The sequence below is a fragment of the Pseudomonas lini genome, from assembly GCF_001042905.1.
Taxonomy (GTDB): domain Bacteria; phylum Pseudomonadota; class Gammaproteobacteria; order Pseudomonadales; family Pseudomonadaceae; genus Aquipseudomonas; species Aquipseudomonas lini.
Genome location: NZ_JYLB01000004.1, coordinates 397,776 through 423,840, shown reverse-complemented (window position 1 = coordinate 423,840; position 26,065 = coordinate 397,776). Strand labels below are relative to the sequence as shown.

At 59.0% G+C, this 26,065-nt stretch carries 23 protein-coding genes and 1 tRNA gene; 14 read left to right on the top strand and 10 right to left on the bottom strand.

What is annotated here, in order from left to right; all coding sequences use genetic code 11:
• The first annotated feature begins 56 nt into the window (after nt 1–56).
• Together TU81_RS14090 and TU81_RS14085 are read left to right on the top strand one after the other, a co-directional pair.
• Nucleotides 57–521 (top strand): methylglyoxal synthase, encoded by a 465-nt coding sequence (locus tag TU81_RS14090; protein WP_048395659.1) that lies wholly within the window; start codon nt 57–59, stop codon nt 519–521.
• A 217-nt stretch (nt 522–738) separates the two neighbouring features.
• Entirely contained in the window at nt 739–2,070 is a 1,332-nt protein-coding gene (locus TU81_RS14085) for a CoA transferase (protein WP_048395657.1), read from the top strand.
• A 110-nt stretch (nt 2,071–2,180) separates the two neighbouring features.
• On the opposite strand, the gene arcD (TU81_RS14080) is transcribed toward TU81_RS14085, so the two are convergent.
• A complete protein-coding gene (gene arcD, locus TU81_RS14080) occupies nt 2,181–3,608 on the bottom strand; it encodes an arginine-ornithine antiporter (protein WP_038981973.1) in 1,428 nt (475 codons plus the stop codon).
• 445 nt (nt 3,609–4,053) lie between these two features.
• Between arcD (TU81_RS14080) and arcD (TU81_RS14075) the strand changes: the two genes are divergently transcribed.
• The 12 genes from arcD (TU81_RS14075) (at nt 4,054) to TU81_RS14020 (ending at nt 18,729) form a co-directional block, all read left to right on the top strand.
• Nucleotides 4,054–5,481: an arginine-ornithine antiporter gene (gene arcD, locus TU81_RS14075; protein WP_038981972.1), complete on the top strand. Its 1,428-nt coding sequence runs from the start codon at nt 4,054–4,056 to the stop codon at nt 5,479–5,481.
• A gap of 35 nt (nt 5,482–5,516) precedes the next feature.
• On the top strand, nt 5,517–6,773 hold the full coding sequence (gene arcA, locus TU81_RS14070) for an arginine deiminase (protein ID WP_038981971.1): 1,257 nt from the start codon (nt 5,517–5,519) through the stop codon (nt 6,771–6,773).
• A gap of 69 nt (nt 6,774–6,842) precedes the next feature.
• Nucleotides 6,843–7,853 (top strand): ornithine carbamoyltransferase, encoded by a 1,011-nt coding sequence (locus TU81_RS14065; RefSeq protein ID WP_038981970.1) that lies wholly within the window; start codon nt 6,843–6,845, stop codon nt 7,851–7,853.
• Nucleotides 7,854–8,038: 185 nt separating this feature from the next.
• A complete protein-coding gene (gene arcC / locus TU81_RS14060) occupies nt 8,039–8,968 on the top strand; it encodes a carbamate kinase (protein ID WP_038981969.1) in 930 nt (309 codons plus the stop codon).
• Nucleotides 8,969–8,980: 12 nt separating this feature from the next.
• Nucleotides 8,981–9,343 carry a DUF5064 family protein gene (locus tag TU81_RS14055; protein ID WP_038981968.1) on the top strand — a complete coding sequence of 121 codons (363 nt, stop codon included), beginning with the start codon at nt 8,981–8,983 and terminating at the stop codon, nt 9,341–9,343.
• A 238-nt stretch (nt 9,344–9,581) separates the two neighbouring features.
• Nucleotides 9,582–11,090 carry a sigma-54-dependent transcriptional regulator gene (locus tag TU81_RS14050; protein WP_038981967.1) on the top strand — a complete coding sequence of 503 codons (1,509 nt, stop codon included), beginning with the start codon at nt 9,582–9,584 and terminating at the stop codon, nt 11,088–11,090.
• Nucleotides 11,091–11,561: 471 nt separating this feature from the next.
• Nucleotides 11,562–11,936 carry a glycine cleavage system protein GcvH gene (gcvH, locus tag TU81_RS14045; protein WP_030131840.1) on the top strand — a complete coding sequence of 125 codons (375 nt, stop codon included), beginning with the start codon at nt 11,562–11,564 and terminating at the stop codon, nt 11,934–11,936.
• 11 nt (nt 11,937–11,947) lie between these two features.
• A complete protein-coding gene (gcvP, locus tag TU81_RS14040; protein ID WP_048395653.1) occupies nt 11,948–14,800 on the top strand; it encodes an aminomethyl-transferring glycine dehydrogenase in 2,853 nt (950 codons plus the stop codon).
• A gap of 205 nt (nt 14,801–15,005) precedes the next feature.
• On the top strand, nt 15,006–16,382 hold the full coding sequence (locus TU81_RS14035) for an L-serine ammonia-lyase (RefSeq protein ID WP_038981965.1): 1,377 nt from the start codon (nt 15,006–15,008) through the stop codon (nt 16,380–16,382).
• A 33-nt stretch (nt 16,383–16,415) separates the two neighbouring features.
• Nucleotides 16,416–17,540, top strand: a complete 1,125-nt coding sequence (gene gcvT / locus TU81_RS14030; protein WP_038981964.1) for a glycine cleavage system aminomethyltransferase GcvT — start codon at nt 16,416–16,418, stop codon at nt 17,538–17,540.
• 392 nt (nt 17,541–17,932) lie between these two features.
• Nucleotides 17,933–18,145 (top strand): cold-shock protein, encoded by a 213-nt coding sequence (locus tag TU81_RS14025; protein ID WP_003175786.1) that lies wholly within the window; start codon nt 17,933–17,935, stop codon nt 18,143–18,145.
• Nucleotides 18,146–18,240: 95 nt separating this feature from the next.
• Entirely contained in the window at nt 18,241–18,729 is a 489-nt protein-coding gene (locus tag TU81_RS14020) for an RDD family protein (RefSeq protein ID WP_007903319.1), read from the top strand.
• A 135-nt stretch (nt 18,730–18,864) separates the two neighbouring features.
• Here the strand turns inward: TU81_RS14020 and nadA are convergent, their stop codons facing one another.
• The 9 genes from nadA to tolR all read right to left on the bottom strand — a co-directional run bounded on the left by nadA (nt 18,865) and on the right by tolR (nt 26,050).
• A complete protein-coding gene (gene nadA / locus TU81_RS14015) occupies nt 18,865–19,923 on the bottom strand; it encodes a quinolinate synthase NadA (RefSeq protein ID WP_048395651.1) in 1,059 nt (352 codons plus the stop codon).
• A 251-nt stretch (nt 19,924–20,174) separates the two neighbouring features.
• Nucleotides 20,175–20,250: transfer RNA gene (locus tag TU81_RS14010), tRNA-Lys, on the bottom strand.
• Nucleotides 20,251–20,313: 63 nt separating this feature from the next.
• Entirely contained in the window at nt 20,314–21,006 is a 693-nt protein-coding gene (gene queC, locus TU81_RS14005; RefSeq protein ID WP_038981963.1) for a 7-cyano-7-deazaguanine synthase QueC, read from the bottom strand.
• Between the two features lies 1 nt (nt 21,007).
• On the bottom strand, nt 21,008–21,655 hold the full coding sequence (queE, locus tag TU81_RS14000; protein ID WP_048395650.1) for a 7-carboxy-7-deazaguanine synthase QueE: 648 nt from the start codon (nt 21,653–21,655) through the stop codon (nt 21,008–21,010).
• Between the two features lie 166 nt (nt 21,656–21,821).
• The gene (ybgF, locus tag TU81_RS13995; RefSeq protein WP_048395649.1) at nt 21,822–22,664 is read right to left on the bottom strand and encodes a tol-pal system protein YbgF; all 843 of its coding nucleotides are present in this window, start codon (nt 22,662–22,664) and stop codon (nt 21,822–21,824) included.
• A gap of 6 nt (nt 22,665–22,670) precedes the next feature.
• The gene (pal, locus tag TU81_RS13990; RefSeq protein ID WP_003178634.1) at nt 22,671–23,168 is read right to left on the bottom strand and encodes a peptidoglycan-associated lipoprotein Pal; all 498 of its coding nucleotides are present in this window, start codon (nt 23,166–23,168) and stop codon (nt 22,671–22,673) included.
• A gap of 52 nt (nt 23,169–23,220) precedes the next feature.
• Nucleotides 23,221–24,522 carry a Tol-Pal system beta propeller repeat protein TolB gene (tolB, locus tag TU81_RS13985; protein ID WP_038981961.1) on the bottom strand — a complete coding sequence of 434 codons (1,302 nt, stop codon included), beginning with the start codon at nt 24,520–24,522 and terminating at the stop codon, nt 23,221–23,223.
• Nucleotides 24,519–25,598 (bottom strand): cell envelope integrity protein TolA, encoded by a 1,080-nt coding sequence (gene tolA / locus TU81_RS13980; RefSeq protein WP_007897028.1) that lies wholly within the window; start codon nt 25,596–25,598, stop codon nt 24,519–24,521. Before tolA ends, tolB begins: the two co-directional genes overlap by 4 nt.
• Nucleotides 25,598–26,050, bottom strand: coding sequence for a protein TolR (tolR, locus tag TU81_RS13975; RefSeq protein WP_161794748.1), 453 nt, complete (start codon nt 26,048–26,050; stop codon nt 25,598–25,600). Before tolR ends, tolA begins: the two co-directional genes overlap by 1 nt.
• Nucleotides 26,051–26,065: the final 15 nt, after the last annotated feature.

Sequence of the window (26,065 nt, the reverse complement as noted above, 5' to 3'; positions counted from 1 at the left end):
TTTGCAACGGCGAAAATGCATTGTCGCAGGCGCATTACGCCTGGGAGCAGCCACCGATGATCGGTATCAGCTTTACGCAACAAACCCTGGCAGCGCGCAAGCGTATCGCCCTGGTTGCCCACGACCACTGCAAAGTATTTTTGCTGGACTGGGCCGAGCGGCAGAAAGACAAACTCGCGCAGCATGAACTGGTCGCCACCGGCACGACGGGGTTGTTGTTGCAACAACGCCTCGACCTGCCAGTGGAAAGCATGATCAGCGGTCCGCTGGGCGGCGACCAGCAACTGGGCGCGCGAATCGCCGAGCAGCGGGTCGATATGCTGGTGTTCTTCTGGGACCCGTTCGAACCGCAACCCCACGACCCGGACATCAAGGCGCTGCTGCGGGTCGCGGCGGTGTGGAACATCCCGGTGGCCTGCAACGAGTGCAGCGCCGATTACCTGCTCAGCAGCCCGTTGATGGATCAGGCTCACGAACACCGCATCCCGGATTACGCGACCTATCTGCTGGGGCGTGGATGAAGCGTGACCAGTTCCGGGTTTAGCAACAATCAGAAATCCTTGTGGGAGCTGGCTTGCCTGCGATGGCGGTGTGTCAGCCGAATCCTATTGGCTGATACACCGCCATCGCAGGCAAGCCAGCTCCCACAGGGTCGGGTATTCGGCCGGCGATCGGCGTTTTCATCTAATCGAGCGGTATTTTGATCTATGCTCGGGCTCTCGCTCCGGAGGGCCTTCGATGACTGGTTTACTCACGTCTATTCAAGCCGCGCTCGGCTTGCCGCACACCCCAATCCCGTTTACCTCGAGTGGCGCCCTGCCCTCGGCGTTTGCCGTCACCGACCTTGCCTGCGCGAGCATTGCCGCTGCCGGTCAGGCTGTCAGTGAATGGCTGCAACAACACACCGGCCGTTTGCCTACCCTTGAAGTCGACCGCCGCCTGGCGTCGTTCTGGTTCGCGACGTCGATCCGCCCCGTGGGCTGGAGCGTTCCACCGTTGTGGGACCCGGTTGCCGGTGACTATGCGACCAAGGACGGCTGGATCCGCCTGCACACCAATGCGCCTCATCATCGTGCCGCCGCTGAAAGCGTGCTCGGCGCCTGTGCCGACCGCGCCGCGATGGCGAGCAAGGTTGCGCAATGGGTGAAAAGTGATCTGGAACAGGCCGTAGTTGATGCCGGTGGTTGCGCGGCCGAAATGCGCAGCTGGTCGCAATGGCAAGCGCATCCCCAAGGTTTGGCGGTGAACGCCGAGCCGTTGATTCAGTACAGCGCCGACAGCGGCGAAAACGCGAAGCCGTGGCGGGGTTCGGTGGCGCAACCGCTGGCGGGCATCAAGGTGCTGGATTTGACCCGCGTGTTGGCCGGCCCCATCGCCAGCCGATTTCTCGCCGGCCTCGGTGCCGATGTTTTGCGCATCGACCCTCCAACCTGGAACGAACCGGGTGTGGTGCCGGAAGTCACTTTGGGCAAACGCTGTGCGCGCCTGGACTTGCACAACAATAACGACCGCGCAGTGTTCGAAAGTCTGCTCAAGGACGCCGATATCTTGCTCCACGGCTACCGCGCCGATGCATTGGAAAGGTTGGGTTACGGTGTCGCCGCGCGGCAAAAACTGGCACCGGGCCTGATTGATGTGTGCCTCAACGCCTACGGTTGGAGCGGCCCCTGGCAGAACCGTCGAGGGTTCGACAGTTTGGTACAGATGAGCAGCGGGATTGCCGAAAAGGGGATGCAGTGGAAGAAAGCGAACAAACCGACACCGCTGCCGGTGCAGGCGCTTGATCACGCCACCGGGTATTTGATGGCGGCTACGGCGATCACGTTATTGGGTCGTGGCGGGTCGGCCAGGTTGTCGTTGGCGCGGACCGCCAAATTGCTTATTGAACATGGCGCGGGGACCGATGAGGCGTTGCGGGCGGAGGATGACAACGATCAAGGGATGTTGGTTGAGCAGACACCATGGGGACCGGCCCACCGACTGCAGGTGCCACTGAAAATCACCGGGACACCGCTGCAGTGGGCGCTGCCGGCCGGGGAATTGGGTTCCCATCGCGCGCAGTGGTGGTGACCATCAGATAGCTATCGCGGGCAAGCCACGCTCCCACAGGAGAACACATATCACCTGTGGGAGCGTGGCTTGCCCGCGATGAGGCCCGAACAGTCACCGCAAATACCGGATCACAAAGACAGTATCCCGCTGTACAACCCATACGCCGCCAACCCCGCCCCGGCAACCACACAGCTGAAAATTCCCTTCTCCACCAACGTAAACAACGGCCTGCCCTGTTCCCGTTTGGCCTGGGCAAACAGAATCACCCCCGGTGCATACAACAACGCCGAAAGCAGCAGGTATTTCACGCCCCCGGCATACAACAACCAAACCGCGTAAGACAGGGCAATGCCGCCGATCAGCAAGTCTTTCGTGCGCTCGGCCGACGCATGCTCATAGGTTTCCCCTCGCCCGCTCAACAACACCGCATACGCCGCCGACCACAGGTACGGCACCAGAATCATCGATGAGGCGAGGTAAATCAGGCTGGTGTAAGTGCCGGCGGAAAACAGTGTGATCAGCAGAAAAATCTGGATCATCACGTTGGTCAGCCACAGCGCATTGACCGGCACATGGTTGGCGTTCTCCTTTTTCAGGAAGGCTGGCATGGTCTTGTCTTTCGCGGTGGCGAAGAGGATTTCAGCGCACAGCAGCGCCCACGACAACAAGGCCCCCAGCAGCGAAATCGCCAAGCCGATGCTGATCAGCAACGCGCCCCAAGGGCCGACGATATGTTCCAGTACCGCAGCCAGCGACGGGTTCTGCAAGGTGGCCAATTCCGGTTGGCTCATGATCCCGAGGGATAACACGTTCACCAGCACCAGCAGCGCCAATACCCCGATAAAACCGATGACCGTCGCCCGGCCCACGTCCGAACGTTTCTGCGCCCTCGCCGAATACACACTGGCGCCTTCGATACCGATGAACACGAACACGGTGACCAGCATCATGTTGCGCACTTGGTCCATCACGCCGCCGAAATTCGGGTTGCTGCGGCCCCAAATGTCGCGGGTGAAGATGTCCGCCTTGAAAGCCACAGCGGCGATGACGATGAACATGATCAGCGGCACGATCTTGGCCACGGTGGTCAGTTGATTGATGAACGCCGCCTCCTTGATTCCGCGCAGCACCAGAAAATGCACCGCCCACAGCAGCACCGACGCGCAGCCGATGGCGATCGGCGTGTTGCCTTGGCCAAACACCGGAAAGAAATAACCGAGCGTGCTGAACAGCAGCACGAAATAACCGACATTGCCCAGCCAGGCGCTGATCCAGTATCCCCAGGCGGAGGAAAAACCCATGTAATCGCCGAAACCGGCCTTGGCGTAGGCATATACCCCGGAGTCCAGTTCCGGCTTGCGATTGGCCAGGGTCTGAAAGACGAAAGCCAGGGTCAGCATGCCCACTGCAGTGATCGCCCAACCAATCAATATCGCCCCGGCATCGGCACGCGCCGCCATGTTTTGCGGTAAGGAAAAAATCCCGCCGCCAACCATCGATCCCACCACCAAAGCGATCAGCGCACTCAGGCGAAGCTTTTGCGTCGGTTGCGACATTCGGCGTCTCCATTAACCCCGCCGCGCTATCGCCGCGAGACCGTCACATAGTCGGTTTTTTACTAAATAGATAAAGCGTAATAACGTTTATCAATTAACGCCAATCTTGCCTTTATTTATAACTGATCACGCTATTGCAGCATCCGGAAATAGCGGTTTTGTCGGTAGATCCTAATAAATCAATATCACTGCAAAATCAAACGACCAATACTTGCCAAAACAAAAAAACAAACTAGCGTCTAAACTTCAACTGATACGCTTTATTTCTTTCACTTTTATCCGAGGCCTCTGCACAGGGCTTTCCGGGCATTAGCCTTATACCTGTAAAAGCCCCATAACTCTTTACTTAACAATGGAATGTGACCATGCATTGATCTAAGTCAGATGATTGAACAGCGAACAAAACTAACCTGTTTTCTCTCTTCTCCTGCACTGGAGTCATGCAATGTCTGAATCCCCCGGAAAACTGAAACTCGGCGCCTTGGTTGCATTGGTTGTCGGCTCAATGATTGGTGGCGGGATCTTCTCTTTGCCCCAGAACATGGCCGCCAGTGCAGACGTCGGTGCCGTTCTTATCGGTTGGGCAATTACCGCAGTGGGCATGTTGACCCTGGCCTTCGTGTTCCAGACCCTCGCTAATCGAAAACCTGATCTGGACGGCGGTGTTTACGCCTACGCCAAGGCCGGTTTCGGCGACTACATGGGTTTCTCGTCCGCTTGGGGTTACTGGATCAGCGCCTGGCTGGGTAACGTTGGTTACTTCGTACTTTTGTTCAGCACCCTCGGCTACTTCTTCCCCATTTTTGGCGAGGGAAATACTGTCGCTGCCGTGATCGGTGCGTCGGTGCTGCTCTGGGGTGTGCATTTCCTGGTATTGCGCGGAATCAAGGAAGCAGCGTTCATTAACCTGGTGACCACCGTCGCCAAAATCGTACCGCTGCTGCTGTTTGTCCTGATCGCGATTTTCGCGTTCAAACTGGACATCTTCACCGCCGACATCTGGGGCGTGAAAAACCCTGACCTGGGCAGCGTGATGAACCAGGTGCGCAAGATGATGCTGGTCACCGTGTGGGTGTTCATCGGCATCGAAGGCGCGAGCATCTTCTCGGCCCGCGCGGAAAAACGCAGCGACGTTGGTAAAGCCACCGTCATCGGTTTCATCACCGTGCTGCTGTTCCTGGTGCTGGTGAACGTGCTGTCGCTCGGGATCATGACCCAACCGGAATTGGCCAAACTGCAGAACCCGTCCATGGCCGCGGTGCTGGAACATGTAGTCGGTCATTGGGGCGCGGTGCTGATCAGCGTCGGCCTGATCATCTCGTTGCTGGGTGCGCTGCTGTCGTGGGTGCTGCTGTGTGCGGAGATCATGTTCGCTGCCGCCAAGGACCACACCATGCCGGCCTTCCTGCGCAAGGAAAACGCCAACCATGTGCCGGTCAACGCGCTGTGGCTGACCAACGCCATGGTCCAGCTGTTCCTGATCATCACGCTGTTCTCGGCCAGCACTTATCTGTCGCTGATCTACCTCGCCACTTCGATGATTCTGGTGCCGTACCTGTGGTCGGCGGCTTATGCGCTGCTGCTGGCGGTGCGCGGCGAGAGCTATGAAAACGCTATAGCCGAGCGCAGGAAAGACCTGTTCATCGGCGCCGTCGCATTGATCTACGCGGTCTGGCTGATCTATGCCGGCGGCGTCAAATACCTGCTGCTCTCCGCCCTGCTCTATGCGCCCGGCGCAATCCTGTTCGCCAAGGCCAAGCTTGAAGTCAACAAACCGGTTTTCACCAACGTCGAGAAGCTGATTTTCGCCGCCGTAGTCGTGGGCGCCCTGGTGGCGGCTTACGGGCTGTATGACGGCTTCCTGACTCTGTAACACCTGACCCATTTGTCATCTGGAGGATCACTGTAATGACCACCGAAAAAGTTAAGTACGGCGTCCATTCCGAAGCCGGCAAACTGCGCAAAGTCATGGTTTGCTCCCCCGGCCTGGCCCACCAGCGGCTGACCCCGAACAACTGTGACGAACTGCTTTTTGATGATGTGCTGTGGGTTGCTCAAGCCAAGCGTGACCATTTCGACTTTGTCACCAAGATGCGCGAACGCAACATCGATGTGCTGGAAATGCACAACCTGCTGACCGACATCGTCGCCATTCCAGAAGCACTGGACTGGATTCTGGAACGCAAGATCACCGCCAACTCGGTCGGCCTTGGGCTGGTCAACGAAACAGGTTCCTGGCTGCGTAGCCTGGAGCCGAGAAAGATTGCCGAATTCCTGATTGGCGGCGTCTCCGCCGATGACCTGCCGGACAGCTTCGGCGGCAAGACCATTCAGATGTTTCGCGAATTTCTTGGTCACTCCAGCTTCATTCTGCCGCCGCTGCCCAACACCCAGTTCACCCGCGACACCACCTGCTGGATCTACGGCGGCGTGACGTTGAACCCGATGTACTGGCCGGCGCGCCGTCAGGAAACGTTACTGGCCACTGCCATCTACAAATTCCACCCGCAATTCACCAACGCCGACTTCCAGATCTGGTACGGCGATCCGGATCAGGACCATGGCAGCGCCACCCTTGAGGGCGGCGACGTGATGCCGATCGGCAACGGCGTGGTGTTGATCGGCATGGGCGAGCGTTCGTCCCGACAGGCCATCGGCCAATTGGCGGTCAACCTGTTCAAGAACAAGGCGGTCGAGCGGGTGATCGTCGCCGGCCTGCCGAAGTCCCGCGCAGCGATGCACCTGGACACCGTGTTCAGCTTCTGCGACCGCGACCTCGTGACCATTTTCCCGGAAGTGGTGAACCAGATCGTCGCCTTCAGCGTGCGCCCTGATGAAAGCAAACCGGGCGGCGTCGATATCCGCCGCGAAGAAACCAGCTTCCTCGACACCGTGGCCAAGGCCCTCAACCTGAAAGCGCTGCGCGTCGTCGAAACCGGCGGCAACAGCTTCGCCGCCGAACGCGAGCAATGGGACGACGGCAATAACGTGGTGGCGGTGGAACCAGGCGTGGTGATCGGTTACGACCGCAACACCTACACCAACACTCTGCTGCGCAAGGCTGGCATCGAGGTCATCACCATCAGCGCCGGTGAACTCGGTCGCGGGCGTGGCGGTGGCCACTGCATGACCTGCCCGATCATTCGCGACCCTATCGACTATTAACTTTCAAACCCTGGCCGCCGCTTATCCAGCGCGGCCCGGGGGATAACCGATACCAAAGGAGATCCAATCATGGCTTTTAATATGCGCAATCGCAGCCTGCTGAGTTTGATGCACCACACCACTCGCGAGCTGAATTACCTGCTGGACCTGTCCCGTGACCTCAAACGCGCCAAATACACCGGCACCGAGCGTCCACACCTGCAAGGCAAAAACATCGCGCTGATCTTCGAAAAAACCTCGACCCGCACCCGGTGCGCCTTCGAAGTCGCGGCCCACGATCAGGGCGCCCACGTCACCTACATCGACCCGGTGTCGTCGCAAATCGGCCACAAGGAAAGCATGAAAGACACCGCCCGCGTGCTCGGGCGGATGTTCGATGCCATCGAGTACCGCGGCTTCGAACAGGAAATCGTCGAAGAGCTGGCGAAGTTCGCTGGCGTGCCGGTGTTCAACGGTCTGACCGCTGAATTCCACCCGACGCAAATGATCGCCGACACCCTGACCATGCGTGAACACAGCGACAAACCGCTGCACGACATCAGCTATGCCTACCTCGGCGACGCGCGCTACAACATGGGCAATTCGCTGCTGATGATCGGCGCCAAGCTCGGCATGGACGTGCGCATCGCTGCACCGAAAGCGCTGTGGCCGCATCAGGACTTCATCGATCAGTGCCAGGCCTTCGCCGCCGAAAGCGGCGCGCGCATCACCATCACCGAAGACCCGAAAGCAGCGGTCAAGGGCGTGGACTTCATTCACACCGACATCTGGGTGTCGATGGGTGAGCCGGTGGAAGCGTGGGACGAACGCATCGAGCAACTGCTGCCGTACCAAGTCAACGCCGAAATGATGAAAGCCTCGGGCAACCCGCGCGTGAAGTTCATGCACTGCCTGCCAGCGTTCCACAACAGTGAAACCAAGGTCGGCAAAGACATCGCCGCGCGCTATCCGCACCTGGCCAACGGGGTTGAAGTGACCGAAGAAGTCTTCGAATCACCGGCCAACATCGCCTTCGAGCAAGCGGAAAACCGCATGCACACCATCAAGGCGATCCTGGTGTCGGCACTGGCGGATATCTAACGGCTCACTCGGGTCTCCCTGACGAAACACGGTCAATGTGGGAGCGGGCTTGCTCGCGAAAGCGGTCTGACAGGGAACATTGATGTCGACTGACACGCCGCCTTCGCGAGCAAGCCCGCTCCCACACAAACCCGGTTCCCACAGGGAGATCGAGTTCCCCGCCCTCTATTTAGAAGGACTGCATTATGCGTATCGTCGTTGCTCTGGGCGGTAACGCCCTGCTCCGCCGGGGTGAACCCATGACCGCGGACAACCAGCGCGCCAACATCCGGATCGCCACCGAACAGATCGCCAAGGTTTATCCCGGCAATCAACTGGTGATCGCTCACGGTAATGGCCCGCAAGTTGGCCTACTGTCGCTGCAAGCCGCGGCCTACACCCAGGTTTCCGCTTACCCGCTGGACGTGCTCGGTGCCGAAACCGAAGGCATGATCGGCTACATCATCGAACAGGAACTGGGCAACCTGCTGGACTTCGAAGTCCCGTTCGCCACCCTGCTGACCCAGGTCGAAGTCGACGCCAACGACCCGGCGTTCCAGGCCCCCAGCAAACCCATCGGCCCGGTCTACACCAAGGCCGAAGCAGAGAAACTCGCCGCAGAGAAAGGCTGGGCGATTGCTCCGGACGGCGACAAATTCCGCCGCGTGGTCGCCAGCCCGAGACCGAAACGCATCTTCGAAATCCGCCCGATCAAGTGGCTGCTGGAAAAAGGCAGCATTGTGATTTGCGCCGGCGGTGGCGGCATCCCGACGATGTACGCCGCCAGTGGCAAACTGCAGGGCGTGGAAGCGGTGATCGACAAGGACCTGTGCTCAGCGCTGCTGGCCGAACAACTTGAAAGCGATCTGTTGGTGATTGCCACCGACGTTAGCGCGGCGTTCATCGACTTCGGCAAACCCACCCAGAAAGCCATCGCCCAGGCCCACCCGGATGACATGGAAAAACTCGGCTTCGCGGCCGGCTCCATGGGACCAAAGGTCCAGGCGGCCTGCGAGTTCGCCCGCCATACTGGAAAAACCGCAGTGATCGGTTCACTCTCGGATATCGAGGCGATCGTCCAGGGCAAGGCCGGCACGCGTATCAGTACGGCGACACCTGGCATAACTTACTTGTAAGGAGAGACGTCAATGGCAACGTTTGAGCCCGGTCATCTGCACATCGAGCGCCACGCGCTGACCCCGGATGATGTCAACTACAACGTGCACCTTGACTATGAGGTCACGCAGGATCCCAAGAAAGGCAAAGGGATGCTGTTCACCCTGCACGGCAGCATGCAGGGAAAGGACATGAAGGAGACCTTCTTTCTGCCCAAGGAGGAGGCTTACAACTTCGCCAACAACGTGACAAAAATCGCCGAGAAGTACGGAATCCCGAAAACACACAGCCAGATCGGCTCGATTCACAAGCATTACGACTTAATGTTTGAAGACATCCGGAAGCAGTTGGATATGAAATCCGGCGACCCGGTAAACCTCGAGAACTTCGAATAACCCACTGACCTTGTGGGAGCGGGCTTGCTCGCGATGACGGACTTTCATTCGCTATGGAAACCGACTGAAAGACCGCGACACACGACCTGTAGGAGCGAGGCTTGCCCGCGAAGCTTTTAGCGGTCTCGATGGCCTCTTCGCGGGCAAGCCTCGCTCCTACAATTAGCACGTACATTTCACCTAAGACCCGCCCCAAGGCATACTTGCCACCCTCCGCACTCCAGAACCCAACCGCCCCATGCGTATCCACGTCAGCTTCATCGACCGCGTCGGCATCACCCAGGAAGTCCTGGCCCTGCTCGGTGGGCGCAATCTCAATCTGGATGCGGTGGAAATGGTGCCGCCCAACGTCTACATCGACGCCCCGACCTTGAGCCCGGCAGTGCTCGAAGAGCTGCGCGACGCGCTGTTCAGCGTGCGCGGCGTGCAAGCGGTGACGGTGGTCGACATCCTTCCCGGCCAGCGCCGTCACTTACAGCTCGACGCGTTGCTCGCCGCCATGACCGACCCGGTGTTGGCCCTCGACAGCGCTGGCAAGGTGCTTCTGGCCAACCCGGCATTGATTGCCCTGTACGGCCGCGAACCGGCAGGTGAAAGCATCAGCGAGCTGTTTGCCGACCCGGCGTTGCTCGACGCATTGCTGGAAAACGGCTTCCGCCTGCCGCTGAGGGAGATCACCGTCAACGGCCAGACCCTGCTGCTGGACGCCACGCCGATCACCGACGCCGGCGCGCTGCTGACCCTGTATCAACCGAACCGCATCGGCGAACGCCTCTCGGCGCTGCACCACGACCACGCCGAAGGTTTCGATGCCTTGCTCGGCGAATCCCCGGCGATCCGTACGCTCAAGGCTCGCGCACAGCGAGTCGCCGCCCTCGATGCACCGTTGCTGATCCAGGGCGAAACCGGCACCGGTAAAGAACTGGTGGCCCGCGCCTGCCACGCCATCAGCGCCCGCCACAGTTCGCCGTTCCTGGCCTTGAACTGCGCGGCACTGCCGGAAAACCTCGCCGAAAGCGAACTGTTCGGCTACGCCCCTGGCGCCTTCACCGGCGCGCAACGGGGCGGCAAACCGGGACTGATGGAACTGGCCAACCAGGGCACGGTGTTTCTCGACGAGATCGGTGAAATGTCGCCGTACTTGCAGGCGAAATTACTGCGCTTTCTCAACGACGGCAGCTTCCGTCGGGTCGGCGGCGATCGCGAAGTGAAGGTCAACGTGCGGATCCTCAGCGCGACCCACCGTGATCTGGAAAAAATGGTCAGCGAAGGCACCTTTCGCGAAGACCTGTTCTATCGTCTCAACGTGCTGAATGTCGAAGTCCCGCCGTTGCGCGAACGCGGCCAGGACATTCTGCTGCTGGCGCGCTACTTCATGCAGCAGGCTTGCGCGCAGATCCAGCGCCCGGTCTGTCGCCTGGCGCCGGGCACTTATCCGGCGCTGTTGGGCAATCGCTGGCCGGGCAATGTGCGGCAACTGCAGAACGTGATCTTCCGCGCTGCGGCGATTTGCGAAAGCAGCCTGGTGGACATCGGCGATCTCGACATCGCCGGCACCTCCGTGGCGCGCCAGAGCGACAGCGAGGTCGACAGCCTTGAACAGGCCATGGAAGAGTTCGAGAAAACCCTGCTGGAAAAGCTCTACGTCAGCTACCCCTCGACCCGTCAACTGGCCAGCCGCCTGCAAACCTCCCACACTGCGATTGCCCATCGGTTGCGTAAGTACGGCATACCCAACAAGCCCTGAATGCCCCTGCCTTCGGTCGCATGCTTACCCTTGTATCGGGCCGTGCGCTTATCCATGTAGGAGCTGCCGAAGGCTGCGATCTTTTGACTTTAGCTTTGTAGCGCCTGGGACAAGATCGCAGCCTTCGGCAGCTCCTACGGGTCGGATTTCAATTCAAGGGTTTCTAACCTGTGTAAAAGCGACCTCCATCTGTACTGAAAGCGCTACAGTGGAACGATATCGATACACTCTCTCCTGATCACCGCTGTGCAAGGCTTTGATCCACCTCAGCTTTTTTCTTCAGTCTGTACTGTAGCGATTTCGCTACAGCCAGCCCTTCTCCGCTTTCCGCAAAAACCAATATCCCATTGATTTATAACGAATAAACAACATTGGCCGCGTTTTTGCTTAGTAACCACCTATAAAGAAGGGCTTTTTGCCCAAGCATTCAATCGCGTCCACCAGACGAGTCTGGCCCCCTTAGGAGTTTCCATGAGCGAGTTGCGTTTTACTGAAGATCACGAATGGCTGCGCACCGAAGCTGACGGCACCGTCACAGTCGGTATCACTGCTTTCGCACAGAACGCCCTGGGCGACGTGGTTTTCGTACAACTGCCTGAGCTGCAGTCCTACGACAAAGGCGCTGAAGCCGCCACCGTGGAATCGGTAAAAGCCGCCAGCGGCGTGTACATGCCACTCGACGGCGAAGTGCTGGAAGTGAACCCGGCGCTGGACAGCAGCCCTGAACTGGTCAACGAAGATCCGCTGGGCGAAGGCTGGTTCTTCCGCTTCCAGCCAACCGACGCCTCGGCTGTCGGCCAACTGCTGGATCAAGACGCTTACGACCGTCTGATCGCCCAAGCCTGAGGAGCGCTGACATGACTCAAGTAAACCTAAGCACCGCCAACGAATTCATCGCGCGCCACATCGGCCCGCGTTCCGGCGACGAGCAAGCCATGCTCAACAGCCTGGGTTTTGACTCCCTGGAAGCCCTGAGCGCCAGCGTCATTCCCGACAGCATCAAGGGCACCAGCGTCCTCGGCCTGGAAGACGGCCTGAGTGAAGCCGATGCCCTGGCGCTGATCAAATCCATCGCCGGCAAAAACCAGCTGTTCAAGACCTACATCGGCCAGGGCTACTACGGCACTCACACGCCGTCGCCAATCCTGCGCAACCTGCTGGAAAACCCGGCCTGGTACACCGCTTACACCCCGTACCAACCAGAAATTTCCCAAGGCCGTCTCGAAGCGCTGCTGAACTTCCAGACGCTGATCAGCGACCTGACCGGCCTGCCGATCGCCAACGCCTCGCTGCTCGACGAAGCCACCGCCGCTGCCGAAGCCATGACCTTCTGCAAACGCCTGAGCAAGAACAAAGGCAGCCACGCGTTCTTCGCCTCGGTGCATTGCCACCCACAAACCCTCGATGTGCTGCGCACCCGTGCCGAGCCGTTGGGCATCGACGTGGTGGTCGGCGACGAGCGTGAACTGACTGACGTGACGCCGTTCTTCGGCGCCCTGCTGCAATACCCGGCCAGCAACGGTGACGTGTTCGACTACCGCGAACTGACCGAGCGTTTCCACGCGGTTAATGCGCTGGTCGCAGTTGCCGCTGACCTGCTGGCCCTGACCGTACTGACTCCGCCAGGCGAATTCGGCGCTGACGTGGCCATTGGCAGCGCGCAACGCTTCGGCGTGCCGCTGGGTTTCGGTGGTCCGCACGCGGCCTACTTCTCCACCAAGGACGCGTTCAAGCGTGACATGCCAGGCCGTCTGGTCGGTGTTTCCGTGGACCGTTTCGGCAAGCCGGCCCTGCGCCTGGCCATGCAGACCCGCGAGCAACATATCCGCCGCGAGAAAGCCACCAGCAACATCTGCACCGCGCAAGTGCTGCTGGCCAACATTGCCAGCATGTACGCCGTGTACCACGGCCCGAAAGGCCTGACGCAGATCGCCAAGCGCATTCATCACCTGACCGCGATCCTCGCCAAAGGCTTGAGCGCATTGGGCCTGACCGTCGAGCAAGAAAGCTTCTTCGACACGCTGACAATTAAAACCGGCGTTAACACCGCCAAGCTGCACGACCAGGCGCGCGCCCAGCGCATCAACCTGCGTGTCGTGGATAGCGAGCGTCTGGGTCTGTCCCTCGACGAAACCACCAGCCAGGCCGACGTTGAAACCCTGTGGAGCGTGCTGTCTGAAGGCAAAGCGCTGCCAGACTTCGCTGCACTGGCCGCGAGCGTTGCAAGCACCCTCCCGGCCGCGCTGGTTCGCCAATCGCCGATCCTCAGCCACCCGGTGTTCAACCGTTATCACTCGGAAACCGAGCTGATGCGCTACCTGCGCAAGCTCGCCGACAAGGACCTGGCCCTGGATCGCACCATGATCCCGCTGGGTTCCTGCACCATGAAACTCAACGCTGCCAGCGAAATGATTCCGGTAACCTGGGCCGAATTCGGTGCCTTGCACCCATTCGCCCCGGCCGAGCAAAGCGCCGGTTATCAGCAGCTGACCGATGAACTGGAAGCGATGCTCTGTGCCGCCACCGGTTACGACTCGATCTCCCTGCAACCGAACGCCGGTTCCCAGGGTGAATACGCCGGTCTGCTGGCGATCCGTGCCTACCACCAGAGCCGTGGCGAAGACCGTCGCGACATCTGCCTGATCCCGTCGTCCGCCCACGGCACCAACCCGGCCACCGCCAACATGGCTGGCATGCGTGTAGTCGTGACCGCCTGCGATGCCCGCGGCAACGTCGACATCGAAGACCTGCGCGCCAAGGCCATCGAGCACCGCGAACACCTCGCTGCGCTGATGATCACCTACCCGTCGACCCACGGCGTATTCGAAGAAGGCATCCGCGAAATCTGCGGCATCATTCACGACAACGGCGGCCAGGTTTACATCGACGGCGCCAACATGAACGCCATGGTCGGCCTCTGCGCACCGGGCAAGTTCGGCGGCGACGTGTCCCACCTGAACCTGCACAAAACCTTCTGCATTCCCCACGGCGGTGGTGGCCCGGGCGTCGGTCCGATTGGCGTCAAGTCGCACCTGACGCCGTTCCTGCCGGGCCACGCCCAGATGGAACGCAAGGAAGGCGCGGTCTGCGCGGCACCGTTCGGCAGCGCGAGCATTCTGCCGATCACTTGGATGTACATTCGAATGATGGGTGGCGCGGGTCTCAAGCGTGCTTCGCAACTGGCGATCCTGAATGCCAACTACATTTCCCGTCGCCTCGAAGAGCATTACCCCGTGTTGTACACCGGCAGCAATGGCCTGGTGGCGCACGAGTGCATCCTTGACCTGCGTCCGTTGAAAGACAGCAGCGGCATCAGTGTCGATGACGTCGCCAAGCGCCTGATCGACTTCGGCTTCCACGCCCCGACCATGTCGTTCCCGGTGGCCGGCACGTTGATGATCGAGCCGACCGAAAGCGAATCCAAAGAAGAACTGGACCGCTTCTGCGACGCCATGATCCGCATCCGCGAAGAAATCCGCGCGGTGGAAAACGGCACGCTGGACAAGGACGACAACCCGCTGAAAAACGCACCGCACACCGCCGCGGAAATCGTCGGCGAGTGGACGCATCCGTACAGCCGCGAGCAAGCGGTGTACCCGGTAGCGTCGCTGATCGAAGGCAAGTACTGGCCACCGGTCGGTCGCGTCGACAACGTCTTCGGCGATCGCAACCTGGTCTGCGCCTGCCCGTCGATCGAAAGCTACGCTTGATCTATAGGGGGCGGGTTCGCTCGCCCCCATTTTCAAGAACACCACATCTCCCTGTAGGAGCTGCCGCAGGCTGCGATCTTTTGATCTTTTTCTCGAGTTCACTCGGGTATCAAGAGCAAGATCAAAAGATCGCAGCCTGCGGCAGCTCCTACAGGGTGCATGCCTCGTGATATTTACGCCTATAACAAGAAACCGGAGAACAACCATGTCGTTAAGCGTGTTCGACCTGTTCAAGATTGGCATCGGCCCCTCCAGCTCCCACACCGTCGGCCCGATGCGTGCTGCTGCGCGCTTCGCCGAAGGTCTGCGCCGTGAAGGGCTGCTGGCCGCAACCACCTGCGTCAAAGTCGAGCTCTACGGCTCGCTTGGCGCCACCGGCAAAGGCCACGGCAGCGACAAGGCTGTGTTGCTGGGCCTGGAAGGCGAACACCCGGATACCGTAGATACCGAAACCGTCGCCGCTCGCCTGCAAGAAATTCGCGGCAGCGGTCGCTTGAACCTGCTCGGCGAACACAGCATTGCGTTCAACGAGAAAGAACACCTGGCGATGATTCGCAAACCGTTGGCCTATCATCCCAATGGCATGATCTTTCGCGCATTCGATGCGGCGGGCATACAAATCCGCAGCCGCGAGTACTACTCGGTCGGCGGTGGTTTTGTCGTCGATGAAGACGCCGCCGGTGCCGACCGCATCGTCGAAGACGCCACACCACTGACCTTCCCGTTCAAAAGCGCCAAGGACCTGCTCGGTCATTGCAGCACTTACGGCCTGTCGATCAGTCAGGTAATGCTGACCAACGAAAGTGCCTGGCGCCCCGAAGCGGAAACCCGGGCCGGTTTGCTGAAGATCTGGCAAGTGATGCAAGACTGCGTCACCGCCGGTTGCCGCAACGAAGGCATCCTCCCCGGTGGGTTGAAGGTCAAACGTCGGGCCGCGGCGCTGCATCGGCAATTGTGCAACAACCCGGAATCGTCGCTGCGCGATCCGCTTTCAGTGCTGGACTGGGTCAACCTGTATGCCCTGGCGGTCAACGAAGAAAACGCCAACGGCGGACGCGTAGTCACTGCGCCCACCAACGGTGCAGCCGGGATCATTCCGGCAGTGCTGCATTACTACATGCGCTTCATCCCTGGCGCCAACGAAGACGGCGTCGTGCGCTTTCTACTGACGGCCGCCGCAATCGGCATTCTGTACAAGGAAAACGCCTCGATCTCCGGTGCCGAAGTCGGCTGTCAGGGCGAGGTTGGCGTCGCCTGTTCCATGGCCGCCGGCGCCTTGTGTGAAGTGCTTGGCGGTACGGTACAGCAAGTGGAAAACGCCGCCGAAATCGGCATGGAACACAACCTCGGTCTGACCTGCGACCCGATTGGCGGGCTGGTGCAAGTGCCTTGCATCGAGCGCAACGCCATGGGTTCGGTCAAGGCCATCAATGCGGTGCGCATGGCCCTGCGCGGCGACGGTCAGCACTTCGTCTCCCTCGACAAAGTCATCCGCACCATGCGCCAGACCGGCGCCGACATGAAAAGCAAATACAAGGAAACCGCCCGTGGCGGTTTGGCGGTCAACATTATCGAGTGCTGATGCGCGCATCTGCACTATTTTCAGGAGCTGGATATGTCCACCGAACAACTGTTGAAAACCCCGTTGCACGCACTGCACCTCGAACTCGGCGCCCGCATGGTGCCGTTTGCCGGCTACGACATGCCGGTGCAATACCCGTTGGGCGTGATGAAAGAACACCAGCACACCCGTGAGCAGGCCGGGCTGTTCGATGTGTCGCACATGGGCCAGATCCGCCTGACCGGCGCCAACGCGGCCAAAGCCCTGGAAACCCTGGTGCCGGTGGACATCATCGACCTGCCAGTGGGCATGCAGCGTTACGCGATGTTCACCAACGAGACCGGCGGCATCCTCGACGATCTGATGGTCGCCAACCTCGGTAACGACGAACTGTTCCTGGTGGTCAACGCGGCCTGCAAGGATCAGGACCTGGCTCACTTGCGCAAACACATCGGCGAGCAGTGCAGCATCGAGCCGCTGTTCGAAGAACGTGCCCTGCTGGCCCTGCAAGGTCCGGCCGCCGTCACCGTGCTCGCGCGCCTGGCGCCTGAAGTTGCGAAGATGACCTTCATGCAATTCGCCCGCGTGAAGCTGTTGGGCGTGGACTGCTTTGTCAGCCGTTCGGGCTACACCGGTGAAGACGGTTTCGAAATCTCCGTGCCCGCGGCCAACGCCGAAGCCCTGGCTCGTGCCCTGCTGGCCGAACCGGAAGTGGCGGCCATCGGCCTCGGCGCTCGCGACTCCCTGCGCCTGGAAGCTGGCCTGTGCCTCTACGGCCACGACATGAACACCGAAACCAGCCCAATCGAAGCGAGCCTGCTGTGGGCCATCTCCAAGCCTCGTCGTGCCGATGGCGCGCGGGCCGGTGGCTTCCCCGGCGCTGAAACTGTGTTCGCCCAGCAGCAAACTGGTATCAGCCGCAAACGCGTTGGCCTGCTGCCGCAGGAACGCACGCCAGTGCGCGAAGGTGCAGAGATCGTCAACGAAGCCGGCGAAATCATCGGCAGCGTGTGCAGCGGCGGCTTCGGTCCGACCCTCGGCGGTCCTTTGGCCATGGGTTACCTCGACAGCGCTTATATCGGTCTGGATACACCGGTTTGGGCAATTGTTCGTGGGAAAAAGGTGCCTTTGCTTGTAAGCAAAATGCCATTTGTTCCACAACGCTACTATCGCGGTTGATTGACTGTTTCTATAAGTAACGCGGCTGCGTTAACAGTGCACTAATCTGTAACGCAGCCGCCATAAAACAGTGCGCACGTTTCGTTTATGAACGTTACTTATAACGATCGAAAACAACTGGAACAACTCTATCGAATAAGCCTGCGCTAGTGCCTCCCTGATTGTCACCAACCCAAGGAAATACGGGCCTTCGCAGGGCTTGTTTTTTCTCCCGTAGTTGGCGTAGAGTTTGTTCACTGTGTTTGCATGGGTCGCTTGGAATCGTGACCTGGGCAGTAGCCTACAAGTTAGCTACATCCCGTTCGACGTCTTCTTACTCTCCTGCAACCAGCCCCAGTACTCTTTCACGAGAAGGAGACTGTCATTCATTTTTGCGTCAAAGGAAATAAGAAATGTCCCAACGTCAGAGCGGTACCGTCAAGTGGTTTAACGACGAGAAAGGTTTTGGTTTTATCACTCCAGAAAGCGGTCCGGATCTGTTCGTGCATTTCCGCGCTATTCAGGGCAACGGCTTCAAGAGCCTGAAAGAAGGCCAGAAAGTGACTTTCGTTGCTGTGCAAGGCCAGAAAGGCATGCAGGCTGACGAAGTACAAGCAGAAGCCTGATCTTCTGTAACGAAAAAGCCCCTGATACTGATATCAGGGGCTTTTTTGTGCGCGCAAATCCGTAAAATGGCTTCTTTTTCCGTTCAGAGGCTGCCATGTCGAAACACCTGCTCTACCCACAGGGCGACTTCCCCGCCGTCGGCCTGGGGCGTCGTCTGGCAGCGATGTTCTACGACTTTCTGTTATGCACCGCCCTGCTGATCGTCACCAGCGGCATTTACAAGATGATCCAGATGGCGATCATCGGCGAAGGCCAAATGCGAGCCTTGACCGAAGCCGGCGCGCTGGACGGTGATCCGCTGCTATCGACGGTGCTGCTGTTCGTGCTGTTCGGGTTCTTCGCCAAGTTCTGGACCTGGTCGGGGCAGACGCTGGGCATGCAGGTCTGGGGCATCCGCGTGCAAAACGCCGATGGCTCATCCATCAGCCTGTGGCAGGCTCTATTGCGCTTTGTGGTGTCGATCGCGTCCTGGCTATGCCTCGGGCTGGGATTCTTCTGGTCGCTGTTCGACAAGCAGAAGCGCAGCTGGCATGACATCTATTCCAATACCCAGCTTGTACGGATCCCGAAGAAAACAAAGTAATTTCAGCAGACAAAAATCACTGTGGGAGCGGGCTTGCTCGCGAAGGCGGTGTGTCAGACAACATCAATGTTGACTGATACGCCCTCTTCGCGAGCAAGCCCGCTCCCACAGTTTTTGCGACTTGACTGACAGATCTCAGGCGTTGCCGGCCAACTTCATCCGCGCCGCCTGTGTGAAATCAAGCATCCGCTTCAACGGCCGCACTGCCTGCGGAATCAACGCCGGATCAACAAAGATCTCGTTCGTCCCTTCACGCAAGCTCTTCAGCGTGCGCTCAAGAGTGTTCATCGCCATCCACGGGCAATGTGCGCAACTGCGGCAGGCTGCGCCGTTACCGGCCGTTGGCGCTTCGATAAAGACCTTGTCCGGGCACAGCTGCTGCATCTTGTAGAAGATGCCGCGGTCGGTGGCGACGATCAGGGTCTTGTTTGGCAGACTTTGCGCGGCAGCGATCAGCTGACTGGTGGAACCCACCGCGTCGGCCAAGTCGATCACGGCGGTCGGCGACTCCGGGTGCACCAGAATGGCCGCATCCGGGTACAGCGCTTTCATGTCTTCGAGCTGCTTGGCCTTGAACTCTTCATGGACAATGCAGGCACCGTCCCACAGCAGCATGTCGGCGCCGGTCTTGCGCTGGATGTAAGTGCCCAAGTGCTTGTCCGGGGCCCAGATGATAGTTTCGCCGTTATCCATCAGGCTTTCGACGATTTCCAGCGCACAGCTGGAAGTCACCACCCAGTCCGCTCGGGCTTTGACCGCCGCCGAAGTATTGGCATACACCACCACCGTGCGTTCCGGATGCTGATCGCAGAACGCCGAGAACTCGTCCACCGGGCAACCCAGGTCCAGCGAGCAGGTCGCTTCCAGGGTCGGCATCAGCACGCGTTTTTCAGGGTTGAGGATTTTCGCGGTTTCGCCCATGAACTTCACACCGGCGACCACCACAGTCTTGGCCGGGTGGGCATTGCCGAAGCGGGCCATCTCCAGAGAGTCGGAGACACAGCCACCGGTTTCTTCGGCCAGGGCCTGAATGACCGGATCGCAATAGAAGTGGGCAACCAGCACCGCGTCCTGAGCCTTGAGCTCGGCAGCGATGGCAGTACGGTAATAAGCCTCTTCCTCGGCGGTCAGCGGCTTGGGCTGCTTGGCGTCGAGGTGGGCTTGAACCAGAAGGCGTTCGGAAATCTGCGTCATGTTCGCAAGACCTGCAGGCGCTTTCGCGCGAAAGTCGAGTATACACCCGGCTCCGGACCCTTCAGGGTACCGCCGGGAGAGTGAGTATTCATCAGGCGTGGATAGCGTTGAAGCTGCGCAAGGCTACAGAATATCCCGTGGATGCAAAAGATGATTCTGACCTGCGTCACCCTGACTGAGCCGAGCTCAAATCGCGGGCAAAAAAAAACCCGGAAATCCTCACTTACGTGGGCCTTCCAGATTTTTTAAAATGGTGGGTCGTGTGGGATTCGAACCTACGACCAATTGGTTAAAAGCCAACTGCTCTACCAACTGAGCTAACGACCCGCTGTGTGGTGGCGCGTATAATACTGATTTTTAAGGACTATTCAACACCTAATTTGAAATAAATCAAAAATAAGGTGTTGGGTCAGTCACACCGGCCGCCGCGAAGCCTTCTGCACGCAGGCGGCAGCTGTCGCATTTACCGCAGGCGCGGCCATTATCGTCTGCCTGATAGCAGGAAACGGTCAGCCCGTAATCGACGCCAAGCTTCACGCCGGCCTGAACGATCTGCGCCTTGCTCAGGTTCTGCAGTGGCGCCTGGATACGGAAGCCCTGCCCTTCTACCCCGGCCTTGGTCGCCAGGTTGGCCATGCGCTCGAAGGCTTCGATGAACTCGGGACGGCAATCAGGGTAACCGGAGTAATCCACCGCGTTGACACCGATAAAGATGTCACGTGCGCCCAGCACTTCGGCCCAGCCCAGCGCCAGGGACAGAAACACGGTGTTGCGCGCCGGCACATAAGTCACCGGGATACCTTCACCCGGCGTTTCCGGTACATCGATGCTAGTGTCGGTCAGGGCCGAGCCGCCGATACCGTTCAGGTTCAGGCCGATCACCTTGTGCTCGACCACACCCAGGTCTTGGGCGACACGTGCGGCGGCGTGCAATTCGGCGTGAGACCGCTGACCGTAATCGAAGCTCATGGTGTAGCAGCTATAGCCTTCAGCACGGGCCATGGCCACGACAGTCGCGGAGTCGAGGCCACCGGACAGCAAGATGACCGCACGTTTCTCTGCAGTGTTCGTTTGTTCAGTCATTTCAGCGCCCCGGCTCGTCATTCCAAAGATATTTATGCAACTGCAATTGCAGGCGCACAGGCAGATTGTCCGCTACCACCCAGTCCGCCAGATGACGCGCGTTCAGGTCATGGTGGCTCGGCGAGAACAGGACTTCGCCGGCGCGCTGATCCAGACCGTATTGAATCAGCTTGGACACGGCCCAGTCGTAGTCTTCCCGCGAGCAGATGACAAACTTTACCTGATCGTTAGGCGTGAGCAACTCGATGTTCTCGTAGCGGTTGCGGTGCGCTTCTTTCGAACCCGGGGTTTTCAGGTCGACGACGCGACTGACCCGTGGATCGACTGCCGAGATATCCAGCGCGCCACTGGTTTCCAGGGACACTTCGTAGCCGGCATCACACAACTGCTTGAGCAAGGGAATGGCATTAGGTTGCGCCAGGGGTTCGCCGCCCGTGACACAAACATAACGCGGACGAAAACCGGCGACTTGCTCGAGGATGTCATCGAGCGTGCGAATGGTGCCGCCAGTGAACGCGTAGGCGCTGTCGCAGTATTGGCAACGCAATGGGCAACCGGTCAGGCGCACAAAAACAGTGGGCAGCCCGGCAGTCCGCGTTTCACCCTGCAACGAGTAGAAAACTTCGGTGATTCTCAATGTGTCTTGCATAGTCGCCACGGGCGTAACAGCTAAACAGGCTGTCCGCCTCCGTCAGGCACTTCAAGGAACCCCGCCAACGCGCGGATCCCCAAAAGCGGTGTTTCATAAAAAGGGGATGAATTCTAACGAAAAAACCCGCGACAAGCGCGGGTTTCTTCAAAACGACCAAGCAGGCTTACATGCGCTGCAAATCGCGCTGAGCCAACTGAGCGGCGGAAGTACCCGGATATTGGGACACAACCTGCTGCAGAATGCCTTTGACCCTGTCGGTATGACCGAGGCGGCGTTCTACATCAGCAAGCTTGTACAGCGAATCAGGCACTTTAGGGTGCTTGGGGTACAGTTGCGAAACCTTGGCAAAAGCCTGACCCGCACCTTGCAGATCGCCTTTGGCCAGGTTCACTTCACCCAACCAGTACTGGGCGTTGCCCGCGTATTGGCTGTTCGGGTATTTGCGCAGGAATGCGGCGAAAGCCTGGCTGGCCTTGTCGAAATCCTTGGCCTTGATCAGGTCGAAAGCTGCATCGTAATACAGTTTTTCCTTCGCTGGATCAGCCGGTTCGCCACCCGCGGCAGGCGCTTGAGCGGCTGCCGCTCCGGCACCTGCGCCGGCTGCTGCTGCACCGGGGGCATTCAAATTGCCACCGGTGGAAGAATTATCAGGAGTCGCGGCTGGTGCAACGCCGGTTCCTATGCGCCGATCAAGATCCTGATATCGCTCCAGGTTCTCTTGTTTCATGCGCGCTACATCATTTTGCAGAACTTCGATCACACCCTGTTGGCGTGAGATCTGCTCCTGCATCGATTGCAGTTGGTTGAACAGCTCGCCCTGTGCCGAGACAGGGGCCGAAACCCCTCCCCCGGCATAGGCGCCGTTCGTACCGTAACCCGCAGGCGGATAACTACTCCCGCTATTGTTATAGCCGGAGTTGTCCTCGACCACAGGAACCGCAGCCCACACCGCAAGCGGTGCGAGGCTGAGAGCCAAAACAGTTACAGCACGACGGCACGTTCGCATGACGAATTACTTACGCAGTTCGACGCGACGGTTTTGAGCCCAGGACTGCTCGTCGTTGCCGGTAGCAACTGGACGCTCTTCGCCGTAGGAAACCAGTTCCAGCTGAGCTGGGGAAACACCTTGCAGTACCAGGTAGCGCTGAACGGCTTTCGCACGACGCTCGCCCAGTGCCATGTTGTACTCACGAGTACCACGTTCGTCGGTGTTGCCTTCCAGAACAACGCGAGCGCCGTTTGCTTTCAGGTCTTTGGCGTGAACGTCCAGAGCGCGCATGGCTTCTGGCTTCAGGTCCGAGCTGTCGTATTCGAAGTAGAAGGTGGTGATTGCGCGCAGAGCAGCTTCTTCGCTCAGGGAGCCGTCAACAGCACCAGTGTTTGCGCCGTAACCAGCGTTTGGATCAACAGCGCCTTCACCGGCATTGTCGCCGCCTTTGGACGAGCAACCTACAGCTACAGCCATGGCCAGAGCCAGCGCAGCAAATTTACCAAACTTCAGCATTTCCATCGTGAAACTCCTAATGAACCCCAGTGTGTTAAGTACAACGTGTAGCGCCGCGTCAGTTCAGGTAAGGGGACCAGGACGGTTCTCTGACTTCGCCTTGTGCGGTAGGAAGCGGGAGCCTCACGCGTCCATTAATGGACACGAGCATCAAGACTCCCCGGCCCTGCTGGCGGGTGGCGTAGATTACCATGGTGCCGTTGGGCGCAACAGTAGGCGACTCGTCCAGAGTGCTATCAGTGAGGATCTTTACACTACCGCGCTGCAAATCCTGGGCCGCCACCTTGAAATTGGTGAAGCCTTCCTGACGATGGATCATCACCAGGGTCTTTTCATCGGCCGACAGTTTAGGGTTGGCGTTGTAGTTACCGATAAAGGTCACACGCTCCGCACCACCACCGCTTGCGCTGGTTTTGTAGATCTGTGGCTTGCCGCCACGGTCGGAGGTGAAGTAGATGGTCGAACCATCTTTACCCCAGAACGGTTCGGTGTTGATGCCCTGACCGTTGGTGACGCGACTGATCTGACGCGAACCCAGGTTCATTACATAAATGTCCGGGTTACCGTCTTTCGACAGTACGAACGCCAGGCGCTGACCATCCGGCGACCATGCCGGCGCACCATTCAGGCCTTCGAAGTTGGTGATCTGCTCACGGCGACCGGTGTCTATGTTCTGCATGAAAATGCGCGGACGCTTCTGCTCGAACGAGACGTAGGCAATGCGCTTGCCATCCGGTGCAAAACGCGGCGACAGGATCGGCTCGCGCGATTGCAGCAGGGTCACGGCACGGGCACCGTCATAGTCCGAACGTTGCAGCGTGTAGCGAGTGTTCTTCTCGGAGAACCGCTCGGCCGTCACGTACAGCAGACGAGTCGAGAACGCACCTTTGATACCGGTGAGTTTTTCGAATGACTGGTCGGAGATGTAGTGCGCCATGTCGCGCAGTTGATCGACGCTGCCCGACACGCTGCCGGTCAGCACTTGCTGCTCGGTGGCGACGTTGAACAGTGCGTATTGAACCTGCAGGCGACCGCCCGCTGGAACAATGCTGCCGACCATGACGTACTGGGCACCCAGCGCCTTGAAGTCACGGAAGATGATTTCGCTGGCCTGGCTTGGCTGGCTGATCATGTTCTGTTTCGGAATCGGCGAGTAGTAACCCGAGTTGCGCAGGTCGTTACCGATGATTTCGGCCATGTCGTCCGGCAGCACGCTGCCGCCCTGGTTGCCAAACGGAACGACTGCAATCGGGGTGGCCCGATCACTGCCGCTGGTGACCAGAATGTTTTTTTCATCAGCTGCCGCTATCCCTGCCAGGCAGCAGATAACGACAAGCATTCCTCGAAGAAGGTTTCTCACAAGGCTAGATCCTCAGGTGTGAATGTCATCTTGAATGAACGATACGGAGCGAAATCGCTCGGCTTCATTCCTTGCATTTCTGTCAAACGTCCAATGTTCTTGACCGCCGCTACAGCGGAGGCGTCAAACGGACCATCGCCGCTGGACTTTGCCACGCCAACCGAAGTCACCGTACCATCCGGCAACATGCCGATTTGCAACACGACCGTCATGCCTTTGCGTGCCGAAGGTGGACGAGCCCAACCTTCCGCTGCACGAGCACGAATCAGATCATCGAAACTGCCGGCGACTTCGTCACCCTGCTCATCGGCCAAGGCCTGCTGACGCTGCGGCGTGTCGGAAAGCAAATCTGCCAGGGCCTGAGCCTTTTTCTCTTCGGCGGATTTACGCGACGCTTCCTGCGATTTTTTCTTCGCGGCATCGGCAGCAGCTTTCTTCTTCGCGTCTTCGGCGACTTTCTTCTTCGCCTCTTCAGCTTCAGATTTCTTCTTGGCGTCTTCCGCGGCTTTCTTCTTCGCGTCTTCGACGATCTTTTTCTTCGCTTCTTCAGCGGCCGCTTTCTTGGCCTCTTCTTCAGCAGCTTTCTTGGCTTCTTCTTCAGATTTCTTCTTGGCTATATCAGCCAATTGTTTCTCTTCGGCCTTTTTGGCTTCGGCGGTCTTCTTGGCTTCATCGGCTTTCTTGGCTTCATCAGCCTTTTTTGCCTCTTCCGCTTTCTTCGTCTCGTCGGCCTTCTTGGATTCTTCGGCTTTTTGAGCCGCATCTTCCTTCTTTTGTTCCGCGGCCTTGATCGCTTCCTGCTCGATCTTTTTCTGTTCCATCTGTTCGACTTCGGTCTGGCGCGCAGCAGATTTCTGCGCTTCACCCGCAATCTTCTGATTGGTCTGGGTGGTCGCCCGACTTTTCGATTTCAACTGGTACAGGGTCGCCTGGACGATCGGCTTGGCCGGCGGCAGCTCCGGTGTGAAGGCGAAACTGACAAACAGCATGCCGAAAACCAGCACGTGCAGGACAATCGCCCAGACACTAGGCCAGAAGTAGCTTTCCGAGGCGGACGGCTCTCGCATTTGCTGCATCAGGGTGCCTCGGTAATCAAGCCAACATTACCGACCCCGGCTTTCTGCAACCCACCCATCGCGCCCATGACGGAGCCGTAATCGACAGTCTTGTCGCCGCGAATGAATACCTGGGTACGCTTGCCGCCTTCAGTACCGACGCGAATGATCTTGGTCACGGCGTCGGTCATTTGCGGCAAGGTCATGGCCCTGTCCTGCTGCTTATCGGTGTCGACTTCGCTGCCAAGGTTCCAGTAGTAGGTCTTGTCAGACTTGATCGAAATGGTCAGGACCTGGGTGTTGTTGTCCTGCGGCAAGGCTTCGCTGGAAACCTTGGGCAGATCAACTTTCACGCCCTGATTGAGCATCGGCGCGGTCACCATGAAGATGACCAGCAGTACCAGCATCACGTCGATGTAAGGCACCACGTTCATCTCGGCAACCGGCTTGCGCTTTTTGCGAGCTCGAGCGATTAAAGCCATTGGAAA